We start from the raw sequence: 19,819 nt of genomic DNA, 5'->3' as shown, positions 1-19,819 counted from the left end.
CCGAGCCCACTAGAATCACGCTCTGGAATTTCAGCCGCTTTAGCTCAGTTGGTAGAGCACCCGCCTTGTAAGCGGAAGGTCGTCAGTTCGATTCCGACAAGCGGCACCAAACAGACAGCCCCCAAGTCAGTCATGACTCGGGGGCTTTTTTCATGCGGCTGGGTTTGTCACGCCGCCTGCACCACCCTGCACCACCCCCTGCATCAGCAACCCCAGCATCGCCAACTGCGCCACCAGCGCAGGCCGTTGCGCCGACCGCAGGTTCTCCAGCACGGCCCCCAGCAGCCCCGCACCGCGGTCCAGCCCCGCCTGCTTCAGCCGCTGCACCTGCGCCTCTGCCCGCGACAGCGCGCCGCCGCCCTGGTGCCGCAGGCCCTGGCGCAGCCACAGGGCGAGCAGTTCCAGCGTTTCACCGGCCAGCGCATTCAGCGCGGGCACGTCGTCGCTGTCGCTGTTCAGGCTCAGCGGCTGTGGCGCCACCGCCTCGACCTGCAGCACCACGGCGCGTTGTGCCGTGAGCAGGCTCAGCGGCTGCATGACCGCCACGCCGCCTTGCAGGTGCACCGTGCCCGCCACGGCACGCAGCGCGCCGTATTCGCCGGACAGGCTGCGGGCCAGCGCATCGACCGCGCCCGGCGCCACCGCGCGGTGCGGCAGCGCCAGGTGCAGTTGCTCTGGCGGCGGGCCCGCCTCGTTCTCATCGGCTTCATCAGCCTCTTGCGCAGGCGCCTGCGCCAGCGCCGCATGCAGCACCTGCGCCGCCGCGTCCCAGTGGCACGACACCACCGCCAAGCGCTCGAACGCGACCACATGCAATTGCCCCGATGCCCCCGCCGACGCGCCGCTCGCCGCCTGCCGCGGCCGCACGAAATCCGGCGGCGCCTCGCGCAGATGGGCCACCAGCGCGGCCACGCTGTCTTGCCGCAGCGGCGCGACCAGGTCGTTCCATGAGATGGGCGACAGCGGCAGCACGCCCGTTTGCCGCGCGCCGGCCGCGATGTCGACCAGCCCGTTGGCGCGTCGCGTCGCGGTCTTGGTGATGACCTGGCCGCTGGCCAACTGCCGCAGCGGAAAGCCCGCCACGCGCCGGTTCATCAGCGCCTGCGCCGTGCCGCCGGCCGCCGCATCGGCCGCGCGCGACCACTGGCGTTCCAGCACGGTCACGTTCTGCGTGTCGGGGTCGGCGAACAGCACGCTGGCGCCTTCTTCCGTGTCGTCCGACCAGAGCTGCGCGCCCAGCGACACCAGCCGCAGGTGGTCGAGCGCAACCTCGCCCTTCACGCCGAGCCCGAGGATCTGGCTCGCCAGCAGCGCGGGCCGCTCCGAAGGCTTTGGCTGCTCGGCATGCGCCGCGGCCTGCAGCCGCGCCCACAGCTCGGCCAGCACGCGCACCAGGCGCAGCGGCTCGAAGCGGCTGCTGCGCGCCTGCTGGGCCTGCAGCAGCTGCCACAGCTCGTCGAGCACGTCGTCGACCCAGTTCCATCCCAGCGCACGGGCCTGCGCGCGCACGGCCTCGAAGCGCGCGGCCAGCGCCATCAGCGGCTGGCTGGAACCGTCGAGCCACAGCGAGAGCAGCAGGGTGTCGATCTGCGCGCGAAAGGCGCGTGCGGCGTCGTTCTGCATCAGCAACTGCTGTGCGGGCGATGCTGCGTTGTCCGCGCCGGCCGATGCGGGCGGCAGCACCTCGACCATCGCTTCCGCCGAGCCCGGCGCCAGCGGGCCGGCCTGGCGGAACGCCCACACGGCGATGGCCACATGCGCGCAGCCGCTGCCCTGCTTGCAGTCGCAGCGCGCATGCACCAGCGAACTGCGCGAGAAGAAGCGCACGCTGCACATCGGCAGCCGCGCCACCGGCGGCGCGCTGGCGCTGCGCCAGGCCTGCACGCCGACCACAGGGCGTGCCAGGGCCAGCTTGCCTGCCTGTTCGAGCACGGACGGCGCAAGGCTGGCCGCCAGCGCGGCGTCGTCGAACTGCGCGGGGCTCCAGGCGGCGTCGGTTTCGGCGGGTGCGTCTGTTGCCGAAGGCGGCGCACCGTCCGATGAAGCCGACGCCGACCCTGACGGCGCCAATGCCGCCGCCTGCGCCTGGTAAGCCAGCACCAGCATCACCCGGTGCCTGCACATGCCGCTCGCGGGGCAACTGCACTGCGCATCGCGCAGCGTGCGCCCTGGCGGCAGGCTGGTGCGCACGCCGTCGTCGAAGCTCGCGGTCACCGTGCCGTCCGCGGTGGCTTCCAGCCTGGGCAGCAGGCCGGCGGCCACGTCCTTCTGCGCGCGCTTCACGAAGCCCGCGTTGGCCAGCGCGGTGAGGGCTTCGGGCGTCAGCTCGAGCAGGTCGGGGCGCACTGCGACGGCGGCGCTCATGCCTGCACCTTCTCGGCCAGCCAGCCCGCGAGCTGGCCCGGCGTCATGGCGCCGATCTGCGCGCCCTCGCGCACCAGGCGCGCGGCCATTTCGCGGTCGTAGTTGGGCTCGGCCTGCGAGTCGAGCGCGGCCAGGCCCAGCACCTTGGCGCCGGACTCGACCAGCGCCTTCACGCGGCGCACCAGTTCGTGCGGGCTGCCACCTTCATAGAAGTCGCTCACCAGCACCACGATGCTCTTCGACGGATTGGCGATGAGCGACTGCGCATAGCCCACCGCCTTGGCAATGTCGGTGCCGCCGCCCAGTTGCACCTTCATGAGCAGCTCGACCGGGTCGGACACATCGTCCGTCAGGTCGACCACCGCCGTGTCGAACGCCACCAGCCGCGTGCGCATGCCGGGCAGTTGCCACAGGCAGGCGGCCATCACGGCGCTGTGGATGACAGAGTCGACCATCGAGCCGCTCTGGTCGATCAGCAAGACGATGTCCCACGGCTCGGCATGCCGCTTGGTGCGGCTGATGAACACCGGCCGCTCCACATAGAGCTTGCGGCGCTCCGAGTCCCAGCGGTGCAGGTTGGCCGCCAGCGTCTGCTTGAAGTCGAAGTTGCGCGCCACCTTCATGCGCGAGCGGCGGCGCCGGTCGCGGCTGCCGCTGAAGGCCTGGCGCACTTCGGTCGCGAGCTTTTCCATGATGCGGCGCACCACCTCGGCCACCAGCTTGCGCGCGGCGGCCAGCACCTCGGGGTTCATCAGGTGCTTGGTGTGCAGCACCGCGCGCAGCAGCGACTCCGAAGGCTCGATGCGCTCCAGCACTGCCAGGTTGGTCACCACCTCGTCGATGCCGTAGCGCTCGACCGCGTCCTGCTCCAGCCGCTCGATGACTTCTTTCGGAAACAGCGTGTGGATGGTGTTGATCCAGTCCGGCGTGCTGAGCGCCGACGGGCCCAGGCCGGCGCTGCGTTCGCCGCGGCTTGCGCGGTCGCTGTCGCGCCCATACAGCCAGTCGAGCGCGGCATCGGCGGCCTGCGCCTCGGCGCTCAGGCTGCCGCAGGCCGCTTCGGCCGGGTCGCCCAGCAGCAGGCGCCAGCGTTGCAGCGGATCGGGAATGTCGAGGCTCATGCGCGGGGCGCTCCTTGTGTGTCTTGCAGCGTCACGCCCCAGGCCGCCAGGCGGGCGAGCACGGCGTCTTCCACGCGGCGGGCTTCGGCCAGTTGCTCGGGCGCGGCCTCGCCGCTGCGCGGCGCGGTGAGGGTGCGACGCGACAGGTGCGCGGCGTCGTGCAGCGTGAGCACCTGGTCGGCCAGCAGCCCGCGTTCCTGCGGCGGCAGCCATGCAAAGGCGGCGCGCAGGCTGGGCATGGCGCGCACGAAGTCGGCGTTGTCCAGCGCCTGCACGGTGCGGTCCATGCCGGCGACAAAGGCGGGCTCGCACGCCAGCACCTCGCGCGCCAGCGCCAGCAGGCCGCTGAGCGCGTCGCCGAGCACGGGCGCGGGCAGCGCGTGCAGCAGCTGCATGGCTTCGTTCACGCCTGCTTGGTGTGTGTGCGCATCTGCATCTCCATCTGCCACGCGGCCGGCCAGGCTCAGCGTGGCGCCGAGCGCGGCGCCGCGGCTCACGGGCGCCGCGCTGGCATCGGCGGCCTTGCGCTGCCACACGGCGAGCGCGCGGGCGGGCTCAACGTCGAGCAGCGAAGGCGCCTGATCGGACTGCCCAAGGTGCGCATGGTCCTGCGCATGGTCCTGCGCATGCGCCAGCACATCGGCCACGATCCGGCGCAGCGCCAGGTGGCCCTCCAGGTGCGCCTGCATGTCGGCCGGCGCCACCGCCGCGGGCGGCTCCAGCAACCATAGCGCGCGGTCGAACCCCGCTGCAATCACCACGCGCAGCACCGGCGCGTCGGCCATGCCCAGTGTTTGCCCGTGGCGCAGCAGCGTGTGCAGCACCGACAGGGCTGGGCCCAGCGCCTCGAAGCGCGCCTCGTTGGCAATGGCGCCCTGCAGCTCGCGCAGCAGCGAATCGCTGAGCGCCGACAGCCCCGCCCATGCCGCCTGGTTGAGCCCGTCGGCCAGCGGGCCGATCTGGCCCTGCGCCTGGCGCAGGTCGTCTTCCAGCCGGGCGCGCGCCGCGTCGTGCAGGCTCGCGCCCCAGGCGCCGGCCTCGATCAGCGCGGCCTGTTGTTCCAGCGGTTCGCCCAGCTGCCACAGCTCCGTACGCTCGCCCGACATCGCAAGCTTGGGCCCTTGCGTGCGGCGCACGCCGGGCAGGCGAAGGATCGACAGCCGGTGCAGCACGCGGCTCTTTGCGCGGTCGGCGTCGGCCAGCAAGTCGAGCTTGATCTGGCCGCGCAGCACGATGCCGTGCGCCGCCAGCTCGGCCTGCACCGCGGCCACCAGCGGCGGCTGCGGCGTGCCGGGCGCGAGGCGGCCGACGGTGTCGCCGGCCAGCACATCCATGGCCTGCACCAGCACGGGGTCGGTGCCGGGGCGCATGGCGCCGCGGTAGGTCCAGGGCAGGGGTGCGTCGAGCGCGTCTTTCACCAGCGCGCCGGCCAGTGCGTCGAGCCAGTCGGAGCGCAGCGGCTTCTCATGGCCGCGCAGCCGCGCGAGGCCTTGCGCGCGCAGGTGCACGGCCATCAGGTCGGCGGTGGAGGCGGGCAGCTTCTTGTCGCGCAGGCGCTGCATCACATGCTGCAGCGCGCGGTGCGCCGCGCCGTCGGGGCCGAGCTCCCACACCCACTGGTAGTAGGCCGGCGAGGGCATGCCCGACGCATAGCCTGCGAAGGCGTCCAGTCGCTTGAAGGTGTAGGGCACGAGGTAGGAGCCGAAGCGCAGCGGCGCATCGGCATTGCGCGTGCCTGGGTCTTCATCGCCCTCGGCCGGTTCGAGCGAAGGCTGCGGCGTGGCCGGCAATTCAGTCGGCATGCCTGCCCAGAGACGCGCGAGGGCCGGCGCGTGGTAGCCGCCGCACACCACCAGCGCCTGCGCGCGGGCAGGGTCGGCAGGGTCCACCGGTTGCGCCATCGCCCATGCGATCCATCGCGCCATCATTTCTTCGCGCGCCTGGTTGCCTTGCGAGCCGCGGTCTTCACCGCGCAGGTTGTCGAAGTAGGTCGACAGGCGCCGCGCCAGTTCGCCTGCGTCGCAGCCATCCTCGAACAGGTGGTCCCACAGCGCGTCGCGGCCTTGCACCGAGAGCGTTTCGGTCAGCGCGCGTTCGTAGGCCTCGGCGCGCTCCTCGTGCTCGTGATCGGCCACGTCGGCGTAGCGGTTCTCCATGCGCGAGAACGCGCCGTGCCAGGCCGGCAGGTCGATGAAGCGCACGGTGGCCCCCACCTCGCGCGCCACCACCAGCGCCTGCCACTCGGGCGAATGCTCGGCAAAGGGCGACCATGAGCCGTGGTGCGCGTGGTCGCTCGACAGGTAGCTGTAGATCGCCACCGGCAGCCGGTGCGGCAGGTAGAGCTCGCCGAGCCGTTCGTTGAAATCGGCCGGGCCTTCGATCAGCACATGGGCGGGGCGCAGCGTGCGGATGCGCTCGGCCACCAGTCGCGCGCAGGCGGGGCTGTGGTGGCGCACGCCGACGATGTGAGGCTGAAGATGGGGCTGCTGCTGTGTCATCGTCGCGCGGTCAGGGCAGGCGGTGGCGTGCTTCGTAGTACGCACGCCAGTGCGCGCCGTTGCGCTTGGCCGCCTTCTGCTCGAAGTAGCGGCGCAGCTTGGCGCGGTCGTCGGCGTTGTCCTTAACCACGGTGCCGGCGATGCAGTCGACCAGGTCGGCGGGCGAGCCTTCGCGCTGCTCCAGGAACCAGGCGCGCACGCCCACTGCATGCGCCACGTTCACGGCTTCGGCGGTGGACATCACGGCGGTGAGCTTGTCCATGGCCGCGTCGTTGCCGCCGCCGTTGCCTTTTTCTGCCTTGCCCGGCGCGCCGCGCAGGTCGCGAAAGGTCGACACCAGCAGCTCCAGCACCGGCGCGGGCACGGTCTTGGGAATGCCGCTCTGCGCGAGCAGCCGCGCTGAAGACTCCTGCACCAGCGCCAGTTCGCGGTCGAAGTCGAGAATGGGGAACACGGTTTCGAAGTCGAAGCGCCGCTTGAGCGCCGCGCTCATTTCGTTCACGCCGCGGTCGCGCGTGTTGGCGGTGGCGATGATGTTGAAGCCTTCGCGCGCATAGAGCATGCCGTGCTCGCCCGCCAGCTCGGGCACCGCCATCACGCGGTCCGACAGCATGCCCAGCAGGCAGTCCTGCACCTCCAGCGGGGCACGCGTGATTTCTTCAAAACGCACCACCTGGCCGCGCTGCATGCCCAGGTAGAGCGGCGCCGGCACCATGGCGCGCGGGCTCGGGCCTTCGTTGATGAGCAGCGCGTAGTTCCAGCCGTACTTGATCTGGTCTTCGGTGATCGACGCGCCACCCTGGATGGTGAGCGTCGAGATGCCCGATATGGCCGTGGCCAGCAGCTCCGACAGCATCGACTTGGCCGTGCCCGGCTCGCCCACCAGCATCAGCCCGCGGCCGGTGGCCAGCGTGACCAGCATGCGTTCGATGCTGGCCACGGGCGCGACGATCTTGGGCGCGATGTCGTGCGCCGCGTCGCCCAGAATGAACGAGCGCGCAGCCTTCAGGCCCAGCGCCCAGCCGGGCGGGCGCGGGTCGGTGTCTTGCGCCTGCAGCCGCGAGAGTTGCGCGGCATACAGAATTTCTGCCGGCGGGCGCTGCAGTGTCTGCGGCGCGGCGCCGGTGTCCTTGGTTTTGTTGGATGTGGCCATTGTGTCGATCAGGCCCGCAGGCCTTCCATGTCGCGTATCAGTTCGCTGGCGGAAATCGCATCGAGCTTGTTCAGGGTTTCTGCGTCCTGCATGTCGCCCCAGCCCGAGGGCTTGCCGACCTGCACCTGGCCCAGCGTCTGCTCGGGGTACTCGTCGACCATGCCGACGATGATGCCGGGGTCCAGGCTCAGCTCGATCACGCGCTCGGTGCCCAGCGGCTTGCTGAAGTACCAGATGCAACCGCCGTCCTGCGCCTGCCCGCGGCGCCAGCCCTTGTTGGCCAGGCCCAGCACGCGGCCGGTGGGCACCTTCACGTCCTTCCAGCGCTCCAGCTTCAGGCTCTTCATTTCTTCGTCGGTCAGCGTGTAGACGTCGCGCCCGATCTGCGCGAAGGGCTGCAGCAGCTCGTAGTCGGCAAACACCTGGCCGAAGGCGGCGGCATCGGCGGCCGGCAGCTCCAGCGCATGCGGCACGCCAATGCGAATGTTCGCGCCCTCGGGCAAGTCGAACGCATCGTCTTCTGCCGTGGTGCAGCTGCCGTCCTCGGCCACGCGGAAGCAGGCCTTCAGCGTGCCGCCGTAGCTGGTTTCGCCTTGCACCTCGTACACGCCCCAGATCAGCCGCTGCACGATGTGGCGCACCAGCGGATGGTCGGCCAGGAACATGCGAAACACCTCGGGCGTCCAGCGCCGGCGCGCGCACATGGCCACTTCCAGGCGCAGCAGTTGCTGGCTGGCGATGGTGCGCGCGTCTTTCTTCAGCAGCTTGAAGCGCTCGACCGCTTCCTTGCTGAGCTCGGCGTCGTCGGTCTTCTTGGGCTTGGGCAGGTCGGGCAGGCGCGCGCCGTCCACACCGTCCACCGTTTCGCGCACATAGGGCTTGAGCGTTTCGTCGAAGCCCACCTTGAACGCGCGCGGGCCAAAGTCCAGCCGCATGGTGCCTTGCTCGTCCAGGCCCAGGTCGGGCGCGAGCCGATCTTCGAGCTCTTCGGTGCTCAGGCCGCGCGCCTCGGCAATGGCGCCGATCTTCTCGCGCGCCTTGTCCTGCAGGCCCTTGAACTTGACCTTCTGCGCAATGCCGTTGAGCAGCATGAGCGCCACGTCGCTGCCGATGGCGGCCAGCACGTCCAGCCCGGTCACGGCGCGCGCATGGGCCGACTCGCCGGGCCAGGCACGGATGAAGGGCGTGAGCTTGCGCGCGGTGTCGTCGTTGCCGAAGAAGCCCAGCGCGGTGAGCGCCCAGCCCTCTTTGCTGGGGCCGCCGGCCTCCAGCCATGCGGTGAAGGCGTCCCATGCGAACTCGGCCAGCGAGTCGGCGTCGCAGGTGTCTTTCGCCACGGCGATGCCGCCGTAGATTTCCTCGTTGGTCGGAAAGGTCAGCATCTGGCCGAGGTGCTCCAGCGCGTCGTCGGGCAGGGCCTTGCCGTTCTTCAGCGTGGGCCGGCGCCAGCCGCGCGGCTGCCAGAACTCGGGCAGCTTGGCGCGCTTGGTGGGGAAGCGGTCGAGCGGACTCTCGTCGAGCACCGCGCGCAGCGCGTCGACCACTTCGGGCTTGCCGTAGCGGCCGGCCACGTCGAGCAGCAGCGCCTCATGGCCGTTGGCCAGCAGCAGGCGCAACGCGGCGCCCGCGCAGTCGCGTGCCTCGCCGGCCTTGCCCAGCGCGGGCGCAACGAGGCCGCAGGCGGTGTGCTCGGGGTACTTCAGCAGCCATTCGCGGCCTTCGACGCGCAGCGTCTTGAGCTTGGCGAAGGCGCGCGCGGCGGGCAGCGCCAGTTCGCTTGCGCCGAAGTTCAGCGCGTGCTTCAGGTTCTCGGTCGGCTTGGAGCGCACCATGGCCGCCAGGCCGGGCAGCACGGCCAGGCCGTGGGTGGCCAGCACCAGGCCGATGTCGTCGCTCTCGGCCTCGGCGGCCACGGCATTCCAGAACGGCACGCCCACGGCGGCCGGCAGCAGCGCGCTGTAGCTGCCACGGAAGGTGAACCAGTAGTAGCGCTCCTTCTTGCGCTCGGCCACCATGGCGCGCCACTCGGCAATCAGCGCATCGGCGTTGCCGGCGGCAACGGCGGCGGCGGCCGACTTGGCAAAAGGCACCAGGGGTTTCTTGTCGGTGTCGAAGCCCAGTTCGTCGAGCAGCTTGCCGACGTCTTTGCGTGCGTCGGCGTGCCGGCTGATCTCCCACGAGTTCAGGCGCATCGCCTTCTCGCGTTCGCCTTCGGGCCATTGCTCCACCGGGGCCAGCGCGAGCGGCTCCAGCACCAGCGCCGCCGTCGCCTTCTTCTGCACCTTGGCCAGCCAGGGCGGGGCGGCCAGCACGCCGGGCAGTTCGCTGGCGTCGGCCACTTCGGCGGGGCCGGCCAGCAGCGCGAGTTGCCGGTCGATCACCGCCTGCGCGCCGGCATCGAGCCACGGCCGCAGCGCGGGCAGCGCGTCGCCGTGCGCGCGCAGCAGGCGCGTGAGGCTGGGCGTGACGAGGTTGGCGTCCTTGCCGCCGGCCGCCACCAGCCGCGACAGCGCCGGAATGGCCGCCATCGGCCAGCGGTCGACGGCCAGCGCCAGCCGCGCCAGCGCACCCTTCGAACTGCTCGCCGCGCGGGCCAGCGCCTGCACCGCCTCGGGCGTGCCGATGCAGGCGAGCGCGTCGCCTGCGTCGTCGGTGGCCGCGCCGCGCTCCAGCACGCTCACCGCATCGACGCCGCGCTCCTGCACCACGGTGCTGGTCATGGGGCCGCTGCCCCAGAAGCCGGAGGAGTAGCTCAGCCGCACCTTGGCGGCCAGCGCGATGGCGTCGGGGTCGGTGGCGGTCAGTTGCAGCCAGTGCGTCGTTTCGGGTGCGCTCTTGGTGGCGGCCAGCGCATGCACCAGCGCGTTGGAGAGCTCGGGCGCATCGGGCAGCAGCAACGCCAGCGTGGGCTGGCGGCTGGCGTGCACCGCGGGCAGGCCGGCCTCGATGCGGTCGCGGCAGTCTTGCCAGACCTCGGGCGTGGCCAGCGACAGGTGCGCGCGCACCGCCTTTTCGCCTTCGCCCATCGGGCCGTAATACGTGCTGCCCACCGGGCCGGTCACGGTGGTGCTGAAGCTGTAGCGGTGCTTGCTTGCCGCGCGGTCGTAGCTCGACTGCATCTGGATGTGCTGCGCGGCCAGCAGCAGGTCGACGGTGCCGGGCAGTCCGTATTGCGCCACCAGGTAGGTCACCAGCACGGCGCTGAAGTCGGTGTTGCTGTGGTGGTTGCCGGTGCTCAGCGCGAGTGCCAGCAGCACGGTGTCGGCCTCGGCGTCGGGCTCTGGCAGGGGCTGTGTGGCGCGGTCGATCATGCGCTGGCTGGCGTCGCGCAGTGCCGCGTCGGTGGCGGTCAGGTCGATGTTCAGGTCGAGCTTGCGGCGCACCGGCAGCCAGGCCGCGCCCACGCTCACCGGCTCGGTGAAGGGCTTGGGCGGAAAGCGGCGCGAGGGGAAGGCTTCACGCAGCATGTCGCCGGACAGGCGCACGGGCGTGCCGGCTGCAAGCCAGGGCGGGGTGTCGGCGCTGGCGGGCGCGTGGGGCTCGGAGGGGGCCGACACCGGGGCCGAAGTGCCGATCTCTTTCGCGAGTTCCTTGGCGAGGGCTTGCGCGTTTTTTGCCGGCGTGCAACTGGCGCCCCAGCCGTCGATCAGGCCCGTGGCCTTCAGCTGCTTGAAGGCCAGCGCCGCACCTTGCTCGCTCACGCCGTGCTGGCGCTTGAGGCCGCCGGCGGTGAGGGTGTCCTTGGCGGTGAGGGTGCCGGCTTCGATCAGCGCGCGCACGGCTTCGAAGACGCGGTCGGCCTGGCTGTCGATGCTTTCGGCGGGCGCTTCGCTGGTGGTGGCGACGTGCGCCGTGGCACTGCTGGCTGCGGTGGCCTTCGGCGTGGAATCGGTGGCAGCGGCGGCCGCGGTGGAAGGGGTTGGCGTCTTCTCGGCGGTGGCCTCGGCCTTCGGCTTGGCCTCCGTCTTGCCGATGGCGGCACCTTCTGCCACGCCCACTTCGCTGTAGCCCTTGCCGGACTTCTCGGCCGCCAGCTTGGTCATCGCGGTGGTGGCCTTGGCGGCATCGGCGAACGACTTGGTCTGGCTCTGGCCCGCGGTGCCGATGCGGCCCCAGCGGATGTTGAGGTCGGTGTCCGACTGCTCCACTTCCCAGAATTTGCTGGCGGTTCCTTCGATCAGTTCAAAACGGCGCATGGAAAAACGTCCTCCTTGTGACTCTGTGAATGGATGGCGCGCCCCGCATGCGATGTGCAGGGCAATGCGCGAGGCAATGGATGCAAGAGAGAGATGAATGCGCGGGGCCATGCAGGCCGCGCGCGGTCAGCCAGGCGGAGGCGTGCGGCTCCGATGTGCTGAAAAAACAGGCAGTGAAAAGGCATGCAATCTCATGCCTGAATCATGCACTGTCACTCGCGTGATGCGAGGTAAGAAGAAGGTACGACGCCGCGTGAGAATCGCGCGGCGCTGTCCGTCAGCCTTGCGCGGTGCCGGCCGGTTGCTCGCCCGCGAATGCGTAGGAAGGCCCCATGCGCTGGCGCTTGCAATGGCGCAGCGCGCGCTCGGCCGAATCGATCAGGCGCGCCAGCGTGTCGCCGTCGGCCGGGTGGCACGCAATGCCCATGCTGAGTTCGCCGCCCGCGAGCAGGCGGCCTTCGTAGGCCACGGGCGTGGCACCCGCGGTCTCGATGCGGATCGCCATTTCCGCGAGCTTCTGCCGCGCGGGGTTGCCGGCCAGCAGAATCGCGAACTCGTCGTCGCCCAGCCGCGCCACCATGTCGTCGGCACGCACCTGCTGGCGCAGGCGCAGCGCAATGGCGGCCAGTACGGCGTCGCCGCCCGCGCGGCCGTGGCGTTCGTTCACGCGCTTGAAGCCGTTCAGGTCGACCATCATCAGAGAGAAGGGCCGGCCTTCGCGCAGCCATTCGGCGCCGCGGCTTTCCAGGCCCGCGCGGCTGGTGGCGCCGGTGAGCACGTCTGTGCCCATGGCGCCCATCAGTGCCTGCGTGCGTTGTTCGAGCGCCTTCTCGGCGCGCAGCACCTGGCGGATGCGCGCGGCCACGGCCAGCGCGAGCAAAGCCAGCTCGGCAATCACGGCGGCCTGCGCAAGGTTGAGGCTGCCCGGCGCCAACGGCTGCTCGGCCCAGATCGACAGGTGCGTGACCGAAATGCCGGTCAGCAACAGCAGCGCACCCGCGCAGAACAGCGCCACCGTCACGGGCAACCGGCGCCACGCCAGCAGCGCGCCCACCGCCAGCAGCACGGTGGAGGCCACCACCATGGCCTGCACCGCGCGCAGCGTCCACGCGAGCCGGGTCTCGACCATGGCGTAGAGCACGGTGAGGCCCAGCGCCACCAGCAAGCCGAGCGCGGCCCGGTCCAGGCGCGGCGCGAAATGCCTGATTCGCAGCAACTGTCGTGCGAACTGCAGGCGGCACAGGGCCCACAGCACCAGCGCGGCGGCCGGCCAGTGGGCCAGCAAACTGGTGGGAGCCAGGCTGTTCAACCCGGCAAAGGCCAGCAACGCGAAGCCGCAGGCCAGCACGTACCAGCCATGAATGAGCGTGCCGAACACCAGCAGCAGCACCAGGCCGCACACCATCAGGCCGGCCAGCAACCCATAACTCACGGCGTCGATCATGGGCGACGGCCCGGGGTGGCAAGGGAACGAGGGCGGGGTGGGGTCGGCATCCGTGTGATTCAAGGCAAAGGCGCCTTTGAAAGGCGCGGTAACTGATCGTATCGCCGAAGCTGCTTGGCTCTATGCGCTGCGTCTCAGAAACCGTTGGTTGGCGCCCACGAAAAGGGCGACTGAACTGAAGACGAGGGCGCTGTCAGAACTCCGCGCCTTCGACCAGAAAGCGCAGGCGGCGCACGCCCTGCCATTCGTCGGCGTCGAGGCGGAACGCCAGCTTCACCTTTGGCGGCAGGGGATCGGTGTGGCTGAACCAGATGGCGTCGATCGGCTGGCCCTGGTGCTTGAGCTTGAGCGCCAGGTGCTTTTCGCCCACCAGCCGCTGCGACACCACCTCCACCTCTTCGCTGAAGGTGGGCGGCGCAAAGCCCTGGCCCCACACCTCCTTGTGCAGCGTGTCGACCAGGTCGATGCGCATGTACTCGCGTGCGATGGGCCCGTCGGTTTCTATCTGCCGGGTGAGCGCGGAGGCCGCCAGCCATTCGCCGGCGACCTGCGCAAAGCCCTTCTCGAAGGTCTCGAAGTGCTCGCGCGCCACGGTGCAGCCGGCCGCCATGGCATGGCCGCCAAAGCGCAGCAGCACGCCCGGGTGGCGCTTGGCCACCAGGTCGAGCGCATCGCGCAGGTGAAAGCCCGGAATCGAGCGGCCCGAGCCCTTGAGCTCCTGCTCCTTGCCCGGTGCGCCGCTGGCGGCAAAGACGAAGGTGGGCCGGTGAAAGCGGTCCTTGATGCGCGAGGCCACGATGCCCACCACGCCTTCGTGAAAGTTGGCGTCGAACACGCTGATGGCGGCCGGCGGGGCTGCGATGCCGTCACCACTGTCGTCGGTGGCGAACAGCGACTCTGCCAGCAGCAGCGCCTGGTCGCGCATGCCACCCTCGATGTCGCGCCGCTCGCGGTTGATGCCGTCGAGCATGCGCGCCAGTTCTTCGGCGCGGCCCGCGTCGTCGGTCAGCAGGCATTCGATGCCCAGCGTCATGTCGGCCAGCCGGCCGGCCGCGTTGATGCGCGGGCCCAATGCAAAGCCGAAGTCGAAGGTGGTGGCCACCGCCGCGGTGCGCCCCGCCGCCTTGAAAAGTGCCGCCACGCCCGCGGGCATGAAGCCGGCGCGAATGCGGCGCAGGCCCTGCGCCACCAGCCGGCGGTTGTTGGCGTCCAGCTTCACCACGTCGGCCACCGTGCCCAGCGCCACCAGCGGCAGCAGGGCGTCGAGCTTGGGCTGCGTGGCCGTGTCGAACACGCCGCGCTTGCGCAGCTCGGAGCGCAGCGCCAGCAGCACATAGAACATCACGCCGACGCCGGCAATGCTCTTGCTCTCGAACGCACAGCCGGGCTGGTTGGGGTTGACCATCACGTCGGCGCGGGGCAGCTCGGGGCCGGGCAGGTGGTGGTCGGTCACCAGCACCTGCAGGCCGCGCGCCTTGGCGGCGGCCACGCCGTCGACGCTGGCAATGCCGTTGTCCACGGTGATGAGCATGTCGGCGCCGCTGTCGGCCACGCGCTCGGCAATGGGCGGCGTGAGGCCGTAGCCGTCGACCACGCGGTCGGGCACGAGGTAGCTCACGTTCTTTGCACCCAGCAGGCGCAGGCCGCGCACGCCGACCGCGCAGGCGGTGGCGCCGTCGCAGTCGTAGTCGGCCACGATGCACAGGCGCTTGTCTTGTGCCATGGCGTCGGCCAGCAGCACGGCCGCGGCCTGCGTGCCCAGCAGGGTGTCGGGCGGCAGCAGGCGGGCCAGGCCGTCGTCGAGTTCTTCCTTGGCGCGCACACCGCGCGCGGCAAAAAGGCGCGCCAGCAGCGGGTGCACGCCGGCCTGTTCCAGGGCCCACACGGTGCGTGGCGGAATCTCGCGGGCGATGATTTTCACAGCGACTCCAGCACGGCAGACGCGCGCTTGCGGTCGAACAGGCTTTTGGCCCAGCGGGCCAGGCCGCGCGGCTGCACGGTGTAGCGCTGCGCTGAGCGGTCGCCGCTTAGCGTGAGCGCCACGTCGGCACCGCGCGTGTAGTCGGCCAGCAGCGAGGCGACAGCCCCGGCGTCCAGCGCCTGCCAGGCCTGCGCCCAGCCGGTGCCGTCGTCGCGCAGGGAGGCCACGCGCAGCGCGTCGCTCACTTCGGGCACGGGGCCGGTGGCCTGCGGGGCTTCTTTCAAAGCGCCGGTGCCGCTGAGCCAGAACGAGTTGATGGGCGGCACGCCGCGTGCGGCGCGGTCGTCGTTCACGCGCTCTGTGTACAGCAGCATCTGCATTTCGTTCTGCAGCCGGCGCAGCGGCCGGGCGGCATCGGCCAGCGGCGACCACTGCGAAATGGGGTAGCCCACCGCGCGGTCGATGGAGGCGGTGGCCAGCCCGTCGAAGATGCGCGCGCGCGCCAGCCAGCGGCCGGGCACGGGCGAGGCGTGCAGCGCAATGCCGTCTTCCTCGAAGAAGGGGCGGGCCACGGCCAGCAGCGCGGCCGACTCGGCCGCGTCGATCTCGATGGCCGACGGGTCGCCCAGCGCCACGTCGTCGATGCCCACCTGCCAGTTGCACAGCGTGACCACGCCCCAGCCTTCGGCATCTTGCGCCGCGGCAATGCCGAGCTGGCGCGCTTCGAGGGCGGCCCACGGAATGCAGCCGTCGGTGGTGGGCAGGCCCAGCGCGCGGGCCAGTGCGCGTTCGTGCGGGGGAGAGCGGGTGCTTTCGTCCTGCGTGTCGGTGTCCGCGAGGGTCAGGCGCAGCAGCAGGGTTTCGAGGTTTGGGAGCCGCAGGGTGGGCAGCGCCGCGCGGCATGCCGGGGAACCGCGGCCGGCGAAAGGGATCAACAAGTGACGTGGGGAGGTTTCGGCCATCCCCTATTGTCCGGGAAGCCCCAGGGGAAGCCCCGGGGGAAGTCCCGGCGGCGCACGGGATGCCACAATTCCGACGTATGACCTACCCCCTTGCTCCTCACTTCGTGTATTCGCTGCCCCCCGAGGGTGGGCAAATTTCCCTTGAGGCGGCTCGGCAGGAAATTTGATGCGACTCCCCTATGAACTGCAGCTCGGCTGGCGCTACACGCGCGCAGGGCGGGCGACGCGGCGCAACGGCTTCATCTCCTTCATCTCCGGTGTCTCGATGCTTGGCATCGCGCTGGGCGTGGCGGCGCTGATCATTGTGCTCAGCGTGATGAACGGCTTCCAGAAAGAGGTGCGCGACCGCATGCTGGGCGTGGTGTCGCACATCGAAATTTTCTCGCGCGACGGGCAGGCGCTGCAAAGCCTCGAGGAGATCATGGCCGCGGCGCGCAAGAACCCCGAGGTGATCGGCGCGGCGCCCTTCATCAGCACGCAGGCGCTCATTGCGCGCGGCGAGGACATGAAGGGCACCATCGTGCGCGGCATCGAGCCCAAGCTCGAACCCGAGGTGACCGACATCAACGGCATTGCGTCCAAGGGCACCTTCGACAAGCTGGTGCCGGGCGAGTTCGGCATCGTGCTGGGCGTCGAGCTGGCGCGCTCGCTGTTCGTGCAGCCGGGCGACCAGGTCACGCTGGTGGCCCCGGGCGGTCAGGTCACGCCGGCGGGCGTGGTGCCGCGGCTGAAGCAGTTCACCGTGGTCGGCACATTTGATTCGGGCCACTACGAGTACGACTCGGCCCTGGCCATGGTGCACGAGCAGGACGCGGCCAAGGTGTTTCGCCTCGAAGGGCCCACTGGCATCCGCCTGAAGCTGAAAGACCTGAACCAGGCGCGCGAGGTGGCCGACCAGCTGGCCGTGAGCCTGCCGGGCGAGTTCCTCATTCGCGACTGGACGCGGCAGAACAAGACCTGGTTTGCGGCCGTGCAGGTCGAGAAACGCATGATGTTCATCATCCTCACGCTGATCGTGGCCGTGGCCGCGTTCAACCTGGTGTCCACGCTGGTGATGACGGTGACGGACAAGCGCGCCGACATCGCCATCCTGCGCACGCTGGGCAGCTCGCCGCGCAGCATCATGGGCATCTTCGTGGTGCAGGGCGCGATGGTGGGCGTCATCGGCACGCTGGCCGGGCTGCTGCTGGGGCTGGGCATTGCCTACAACATCGACGTGATCGTGCCCTTCCTGGAGCAGCTGTTCCATGCGAGCTTCTTGCCGAAGGACATCTACCTGATCAGCAAGATGCCGAGCGATCCGCAGCAGAGCGACATCTTGCCTATTGCCATCATTTCTTTGGTGTTGTCCTTCGTGGCCACGCTGTACCCGAGCTGGCGCGCCAGCCGAGTGAACCCGGCCGAGGCCCTGCGCTATGAGTGAAGTCGTTCTGAAAGCCCGTGGACTGACCAAGAGGTTCCACGAAGGCCGGCTCGACCTGACCGTGCTGCACGGTGTGGACCTTGACGTGCATGCCGGCGAAACGCTGGCCATCGTCGGCTCATCCGGCTCTGGCAAGAGCACGCTGCTGCACCTGATGGGCGGGCTCGACGCGCCCACGGCGGGCAAGGTCGAGCTGCTGGGCAAGGACATTGCGCATGCCGACGCGGCGGAGCAGGGGCGCTTGCGCAACCAGCACCTGGGCTTCGTCTATCAGTTCCATCATTTGCTGCCCGAGTTCAGCGCGCTCGACAACGTGGCCATGCCGCTGAAGATCCGGCGCATGGACCCCGCGACGGCCGCGCAGTCGGCGTCGAAGATTCTGCAGAGCGTGGGGCTGGGTGAGCGGCTGCACCACCGACCGGCCGAGCTGTCGGGCGGCGAGCGCCAGCGCGTGGCGATTGCGCGCGCGCTGGTCACCCAACCGGCCTGCGTGCTGGCCGACGAGCCCACAGGCAACCTGGACCGCGGCACCGCGGACAACGTGTTCGCGCTGATGCTCGACCTGGCCAAGCGCCATGGCACGGCGTTTGTGATGGTCACGCATGACCAGGACCTGGCGAAGCGGTGTGACCGGGTGCTGCAGTTGGTGGCAGGCCGATTGGCCGGCTGAGGTTGGGTCTTTCTCCCTCCCCTCCAGGGGGAGGGCCGGGGTGGGGGCGCGCGGCCTACAACGCCATGCAGCCTTGAAGGCCGCGCGTGCCCCCATCCCAACCTTCCCCCAGAGGGGGAAGGAGCTAATACGCCGACAGGGCCGTTTCCTGTTCTTCGTGCATTGGCGACGCATCCAGCGGCAGCACGCAGAGCACCTTTTCGCCCAGCGTCAGCACCAGCCCGAGCCGTCCGCCGATCTGCATCACCTGGCAGACCACGCGCGGCGCCCCTGAGCCGGGGGCCATGGCAGAAGCCGACACCGCCGCCGCGCGCGTCGGCGGCTGCCGCAGCATCGCGAACAGCGTGCGTGCATTGCAGTCGCTCAGTGCCTGCCGGTACACGTGGAAGACCGTGTCCGAAACGCGATCGTCATTGCCCGTGTCCTGACGCAAACGCAGCAACGCGCGGTGCAGTTGCTGCCGGCACGCCGCTTCCGTCTTGCCGCTCGCTTCAGCCAGCTCCTTGAAGCTGACTTCGAACACTTCGCGCAACAGCACGGCCGCGCCATCCGCGGGTGACAGCCGTGTCGCCAGCAGCCGCAGTGCGTTCTGCGTGGATTCGGCCAGCGCCGCTTCGTCTTCGGCGGAGCACGACCCCGTTTCAATGGCGTCTTCCGCTGCATCGCGCACCCACCGCTGCATCCAGCCATCGCGCCGCAGCCGGTCGACCGCCAGGTTCTGCATCACCGTGGTGAGCCACGCCTGCGTGGAATCGGGCGCGGGCATGTCGCCGGCTTCCAGCGCGCGCAGGTAGGTGTCCTGCACCACGTCTTCAGCCTGCGCCCTGCCGCCCAGCAGGCGCGCCGCCGCGCGCACCAGCCGCTCACGCAGCACCGGAAATTGCGAGAGATAGTGTTCGTCGAGCATCGCCGCAGCTTGCCACGGCGCGCAATGTCACGAAACTGTGGGCTTGTTCGTCAAGTCAGTTCAACCACTGGAGCTCTCTTCATGCATCCCATGTTCTCGATGGAATCCGACGACGACACCAAGCCGGCCGCCACCGGCGAGCCGCGCAACTCGTACCTGGAAGAAAAGGCGTTCAAGTCGCGCACGCTGCTCATCTTCGGCAGCATCACCGACGCGGTGGCCGCCGACGTCACGCGCCGGCTCATCGCGCTGGACGCCGACAGTGCCGACAAGCCCATCGACATCCTCGTGAGCTCGCCGGGCGGGCACCTGGAGTCGGGCGATGCCATTCACGACATCGTGCGCTTCATCAGCGCGCCGGTGAACATGATCGGCACCGGCTGGGTGGGCAGCGCGGCCACGCACCTGTTTCTGGCGGCGCCGCGCGAGCGCCGCGTGTGCCTGCCCAACACGCGCTTTTTGATCCACCAGCCCAGCGGCGGCGCGGGCGGGCAGGCGACCGACATCGCAATTCAGGCGCAGGAAATCATCAAGGCCCGCCTGCGCATCGCGCACGAGATCGCGCGCGAAACCGGCAAGCCGCTGGAGGTGGTGCTGGCCGACATCGAGCGCGACCGCTGGCTGTCGGCGCAGGAGGCCGTGGAATACGGCCTGGTCTCGCGCATCATCCAGCGCAAGACCGAGCTGCTGGCTTAGGCTTTCGGTTTGTAGGCGACGACGTCGATCTCTATCTTGGCGTCCACCATCAGGCGCGCCTCGGTGGTCGAGCGCGCCGGCTTGTTCTCGCCGAAGTAGCCCATGTAGATGCGGTTGAAGGCGCCGAAGTCGCGCGCGTCCTGCAGCCACACCGTGCTCTTGCACACGTCGTCCAGCGTGGCGCCGGCCAGCGCGAGCACGGTCTTCAGGTTTTCCATGACTTGGCGCGTCTGCGCCTCGATGCCGCCCACCACGATCTCGCCTTCCTTGTTCACGGGCACCTGGCCCGACACGTAGACGAAGTCGCCGGCGCGCACGGCCGGGGAGAAGGGGCGCACCTGGCGGTCGGAGGCAAGGGGCGGGGCGCCGAGGTATTCGAGGGGCATGGGAGGACTCCTGAGGGGGGTGAAAAAGGGATGACGGGGCGAGGCGCCAGTATCCCTCTGATATGAAAATCTATTTCA

At 69.9% G+C, this 19,819-nt stretch carries 13 protein-coding genes and 1 tRNA gene; 4 read left to right on the top strand and 10 right to left on the bottom strand.

Annotated elements, in window-relative coordinates; translation table 11 throughout:
• The first annotated feature begins 33 nt into the window (after nt 1–33).
• Nucleotides 34–109, top strand: a tRNA-Thr gene (locus VLK31_RS03415).
• 41 nt (nt 110–150) lie between these two features.
• Here the strand turns inward: VLK31_RS03415 and VLK31_RS03410 are convergent.
• The 8 genes from VLK31_RS03410 to VLK31_RS03375 all read right to left on the bottom strand — a co-directional run bounded on the left by VLK31_RS03410 (nt 151) and on the right by VLK31_RS03375 (nt 15,659).
• Nucleotides 151–2,364, bottom strand: a complete 2,214-nt coding sequence (locus tag VLK31_RS03410; protein ID WP_409166962.1) for an SWIM zinc finger family protein — start codon at nt 2,362–2,364, stop codon at nt 151–153.
• A complete protein-coding gene (locus tag VLK31_RS03405; protein WP_409166961.1) occupies nt 2,361–3,485 on the bottom strand; it encodes a VWA domain-containing protein in 1,125 nt (374 codons plus the stop codon). The genes VLK31_RS03410 and VLK31_RS03405 overlap by 4 nt, the downstream gene beginning before the upstream one ends.
• Complete coding sequence (locus VLK31_RS03400; protein ID WP_409166960.1) at nt 3,482–5,983, bottom strand: DUF5682 family protein; 2,502 nt, start codon at nt 5,981–5,983, stop codon at nt 3,482–3,484. Before VLK31_RS03400 ends, VLK31_RS03405 begins: the two co-directional genes overlap by 4 nt.
• A 10-nt stretch (nt 5,984–5,993) precedes the next feature.
• Nucleotides 5,994–7,136 carry an ATP-binding protein gene (locus VLK31_RS03395; protein WP_409166959.1) on the bottom strand — a complete coding sequence of 381 codons (1,143 nt, stop codon included), beginning with the start codon at nt 7,134–7,136 and terminating at the stop codon, nt 5,994–5,996.
• 8 nt (nt 7,137–7,144) lie between these two features.
• Complete coding sequence (locus VLK31_RS03390; protein WP_409166958.1) at nt 7,145–11,332, bottom strand: WGR and DUF4132 domain-containing protein; 4,188 nt, start codon at nt 11,330–11,332, stop codon at nt 7,145–7,147.
• Nucleotides 11,333–11,609: 277 nt separating this feature from the next.
• A complete protein-coding gene (locus VLK31_RS03385) occupies nt 11,610–12,839 on the bottom strand; it encodes a diguanylate cyclase domain-containing protein (RefSeq protein WP_409166957.1) in 1,230 nt (409 codons plus the stop codon).
• Between the two features lie 130 nt (nt 12,840–12,969).
• A complete protein-coding gene (recJ, locus tag VLK31_RS03380) occupies nt 12,970–14,697 on the bottom strand; it encodes a single-stranded-DNA-specific exonuclease RecJ (protein WP_409166956.1) in 1,728 nt (575 codons plus the stop codon).
• The gene (locus tag VLK31_RS03375; RefSeq protein WP_409166955.1) at nt 14,694–15,659 is read right to left on the bottom strand and encodes a hypothetical protein; all 966 of its coding nucleotides are present in this window, start codon (nt 15,657–15,659) and stop codon (nt 14,694–14,696) included. Before VLK31_RS03375 ends, recJ begins: the two co-directional genes overlap by 4 nt.
• A 166-nt stretch (nt 15,660–15,825) precedes the next feature.
• On the opposite strand from VLK31_RS03375, the gene VLK31_RS03370 reads away from it, so the two are divergent.
• Nucleotides 15,826–17,082 (top strand): lipoprotein-releasing ABC transporter permease subunit, encoded by a 1,257-nt coding sequence (locus tag VLK31_RS03370; RefSeq protein WP_409166954.1) that lies wholly within the window; start codon nt 15,826–15,828, stop codon nt 17,080–17,082.
• Nucleotides 17,075–17,752, top strand: a complete 678-nt coding sequence (gene lolD / locus VLK31_RS03365; protein ID WP_409166953.1) for a lipoprotein-releasing ABC transporter ATP-binding protein LolD — start codon at nt 17,075–17,077, stop codon at nt 17,750–17,752. Before VLK31_RS03370 ends, lolD begins: the two co-directional genes overlap by 8 nt.
• 124 nt (nt 17,753–17,876) lie before the next feature.
• Here the strand turns inward: lolD and VLK31_RS03360 are convergent, their stop codons facing one another.
• Entirely contained in the window at nt 17,877–18,659 is a 783-nt protein-coding gene (locus VLK31_RS03360; RefSeq protein WP_409166952.1) for a sigma-70 family RNA polymerase sigma factor, read from the bottom strand.
• Between the two features lie 81 nt (nt 18,660–18,740).
• On the opposite strand from VLK31_RS03360, the gene VLK31_RS03355 reads away from it, so the two are divergent.
• Entirely contained in the window at nt 18,741–19,355 is a 615-nt protein-coding gene (locus VLK31_RS03355; RefSeq protein WP_409166951.1) for an ATP-dependent Clp protease proteolytic subunit, read from the top strand.
• On the opposite strand, the gene VLK31_RS03350 is transcribed toward VLK31_RS03355, so the two are convergent.
• On the bottom strand, nt 19,352–19,741 hold the full coding sequence (locus VLK31_RS03350; protein ID WP_409166950.1) for a RidA family protein: 390 nt from the start codon (nt 19,739–19,741) through the stop codon (nt 19,352–19,354). The genes VLK31_RS03355 and VLK31_RS03350 overlap by 4 nt on opposite strands.
• Between the last annotated feature and the right edge of the window lie 78 nt (nt 19,742–19,819).

It is taken from the genome of Variovorax sp. H27-G14 (assembly GCF_046156345.1).
Classification (GTDB): Bacteria; Pseudomonadota; Gammaproteobacteria; order Burkholderiales; family Burkholderiaceae_C; genus Variovorax.
Note: the sequence above shows the minus strand (reverse complement) of the source record. Positions and strands in the feature narration are given on the sequence as shown.

Coding starts and splice junctions, on each gene's coding strand:
- VLK31_RS03410 (WP_409166962.1), bottom strand. CDS start 2,364: ATGAGCGCCGCCGTCGCAGTGCGCCCCGACCTGCTCGAGCTGACGCCC.
- VLK31_RS03405 (WP_409166961.1), bottom strand. CDS start 3,485: ATGAGCCTCGACATTCCCGATCCGCTGCAACGCTGGCGCCTGCTGCTG.
- VLK31_RS03400 (WP_409166960.1), bottom strand. CDS start 5,983: ATGACACAGCAGCAGCCCCATCTTCAGCCTCACATCGTCGGCGTGCGC.
- VLK31_RS03395 (WP_409166959.1), bottom strand. CDS start 7,136: ATGGCCACATCCAACAAAACCAAGGACACCGGCGCCGCGCCGCAGACA.
- VLK31_RS03390 (WP_409166958.1), bottom strand. CDS start 11,332: ATGCGCCGTTTTGAACTGATCGAAGGAACCGCCAGCAAATTCTGGGAA.
- VLK31_RS03375 (WP_409166955.1), bottom strand. CDS start 15,659: ATGGCCGAAACCTCCCCACGTCACTTGTTGATCCCTTTCGCCGGCCGC.
- VLK31_RS03370 (WP_409166954.1), top strand. CDS start 15,826: ATGCGACTCCCCTATGAACTGCAGCTCGGCTGGCGCTACACGCGCGCA.
- lolD (WP_409166953.1), top strand. CDS start 17,075: ATGAGTGAAGTCGTTCTGAAAGCCCGTGGACTGACCAAGAGGTTCCAC.
- VLK31_RS03360 (WP_409166952.1), bottom strand. CDS start 18,659: ATGCTCGACGAACACTATCTCTCGCAATTTCCGGTGCTGCGTGAGCGG.
- VLK31_RS03355 (WP_409166951.1), top strand. CDS start 18,741: ATGCATCCCATGTTCTCGATGGAATCCGACGACGACACCAAGCCGGCC.
- VLK31_RS03350 (WP_409166950.1), bottom strand. CDS start 19,741: ATGCCCCTCGAATACCTCGGCGCCCCGCCCCTTGCCTCCGACCGCCAG.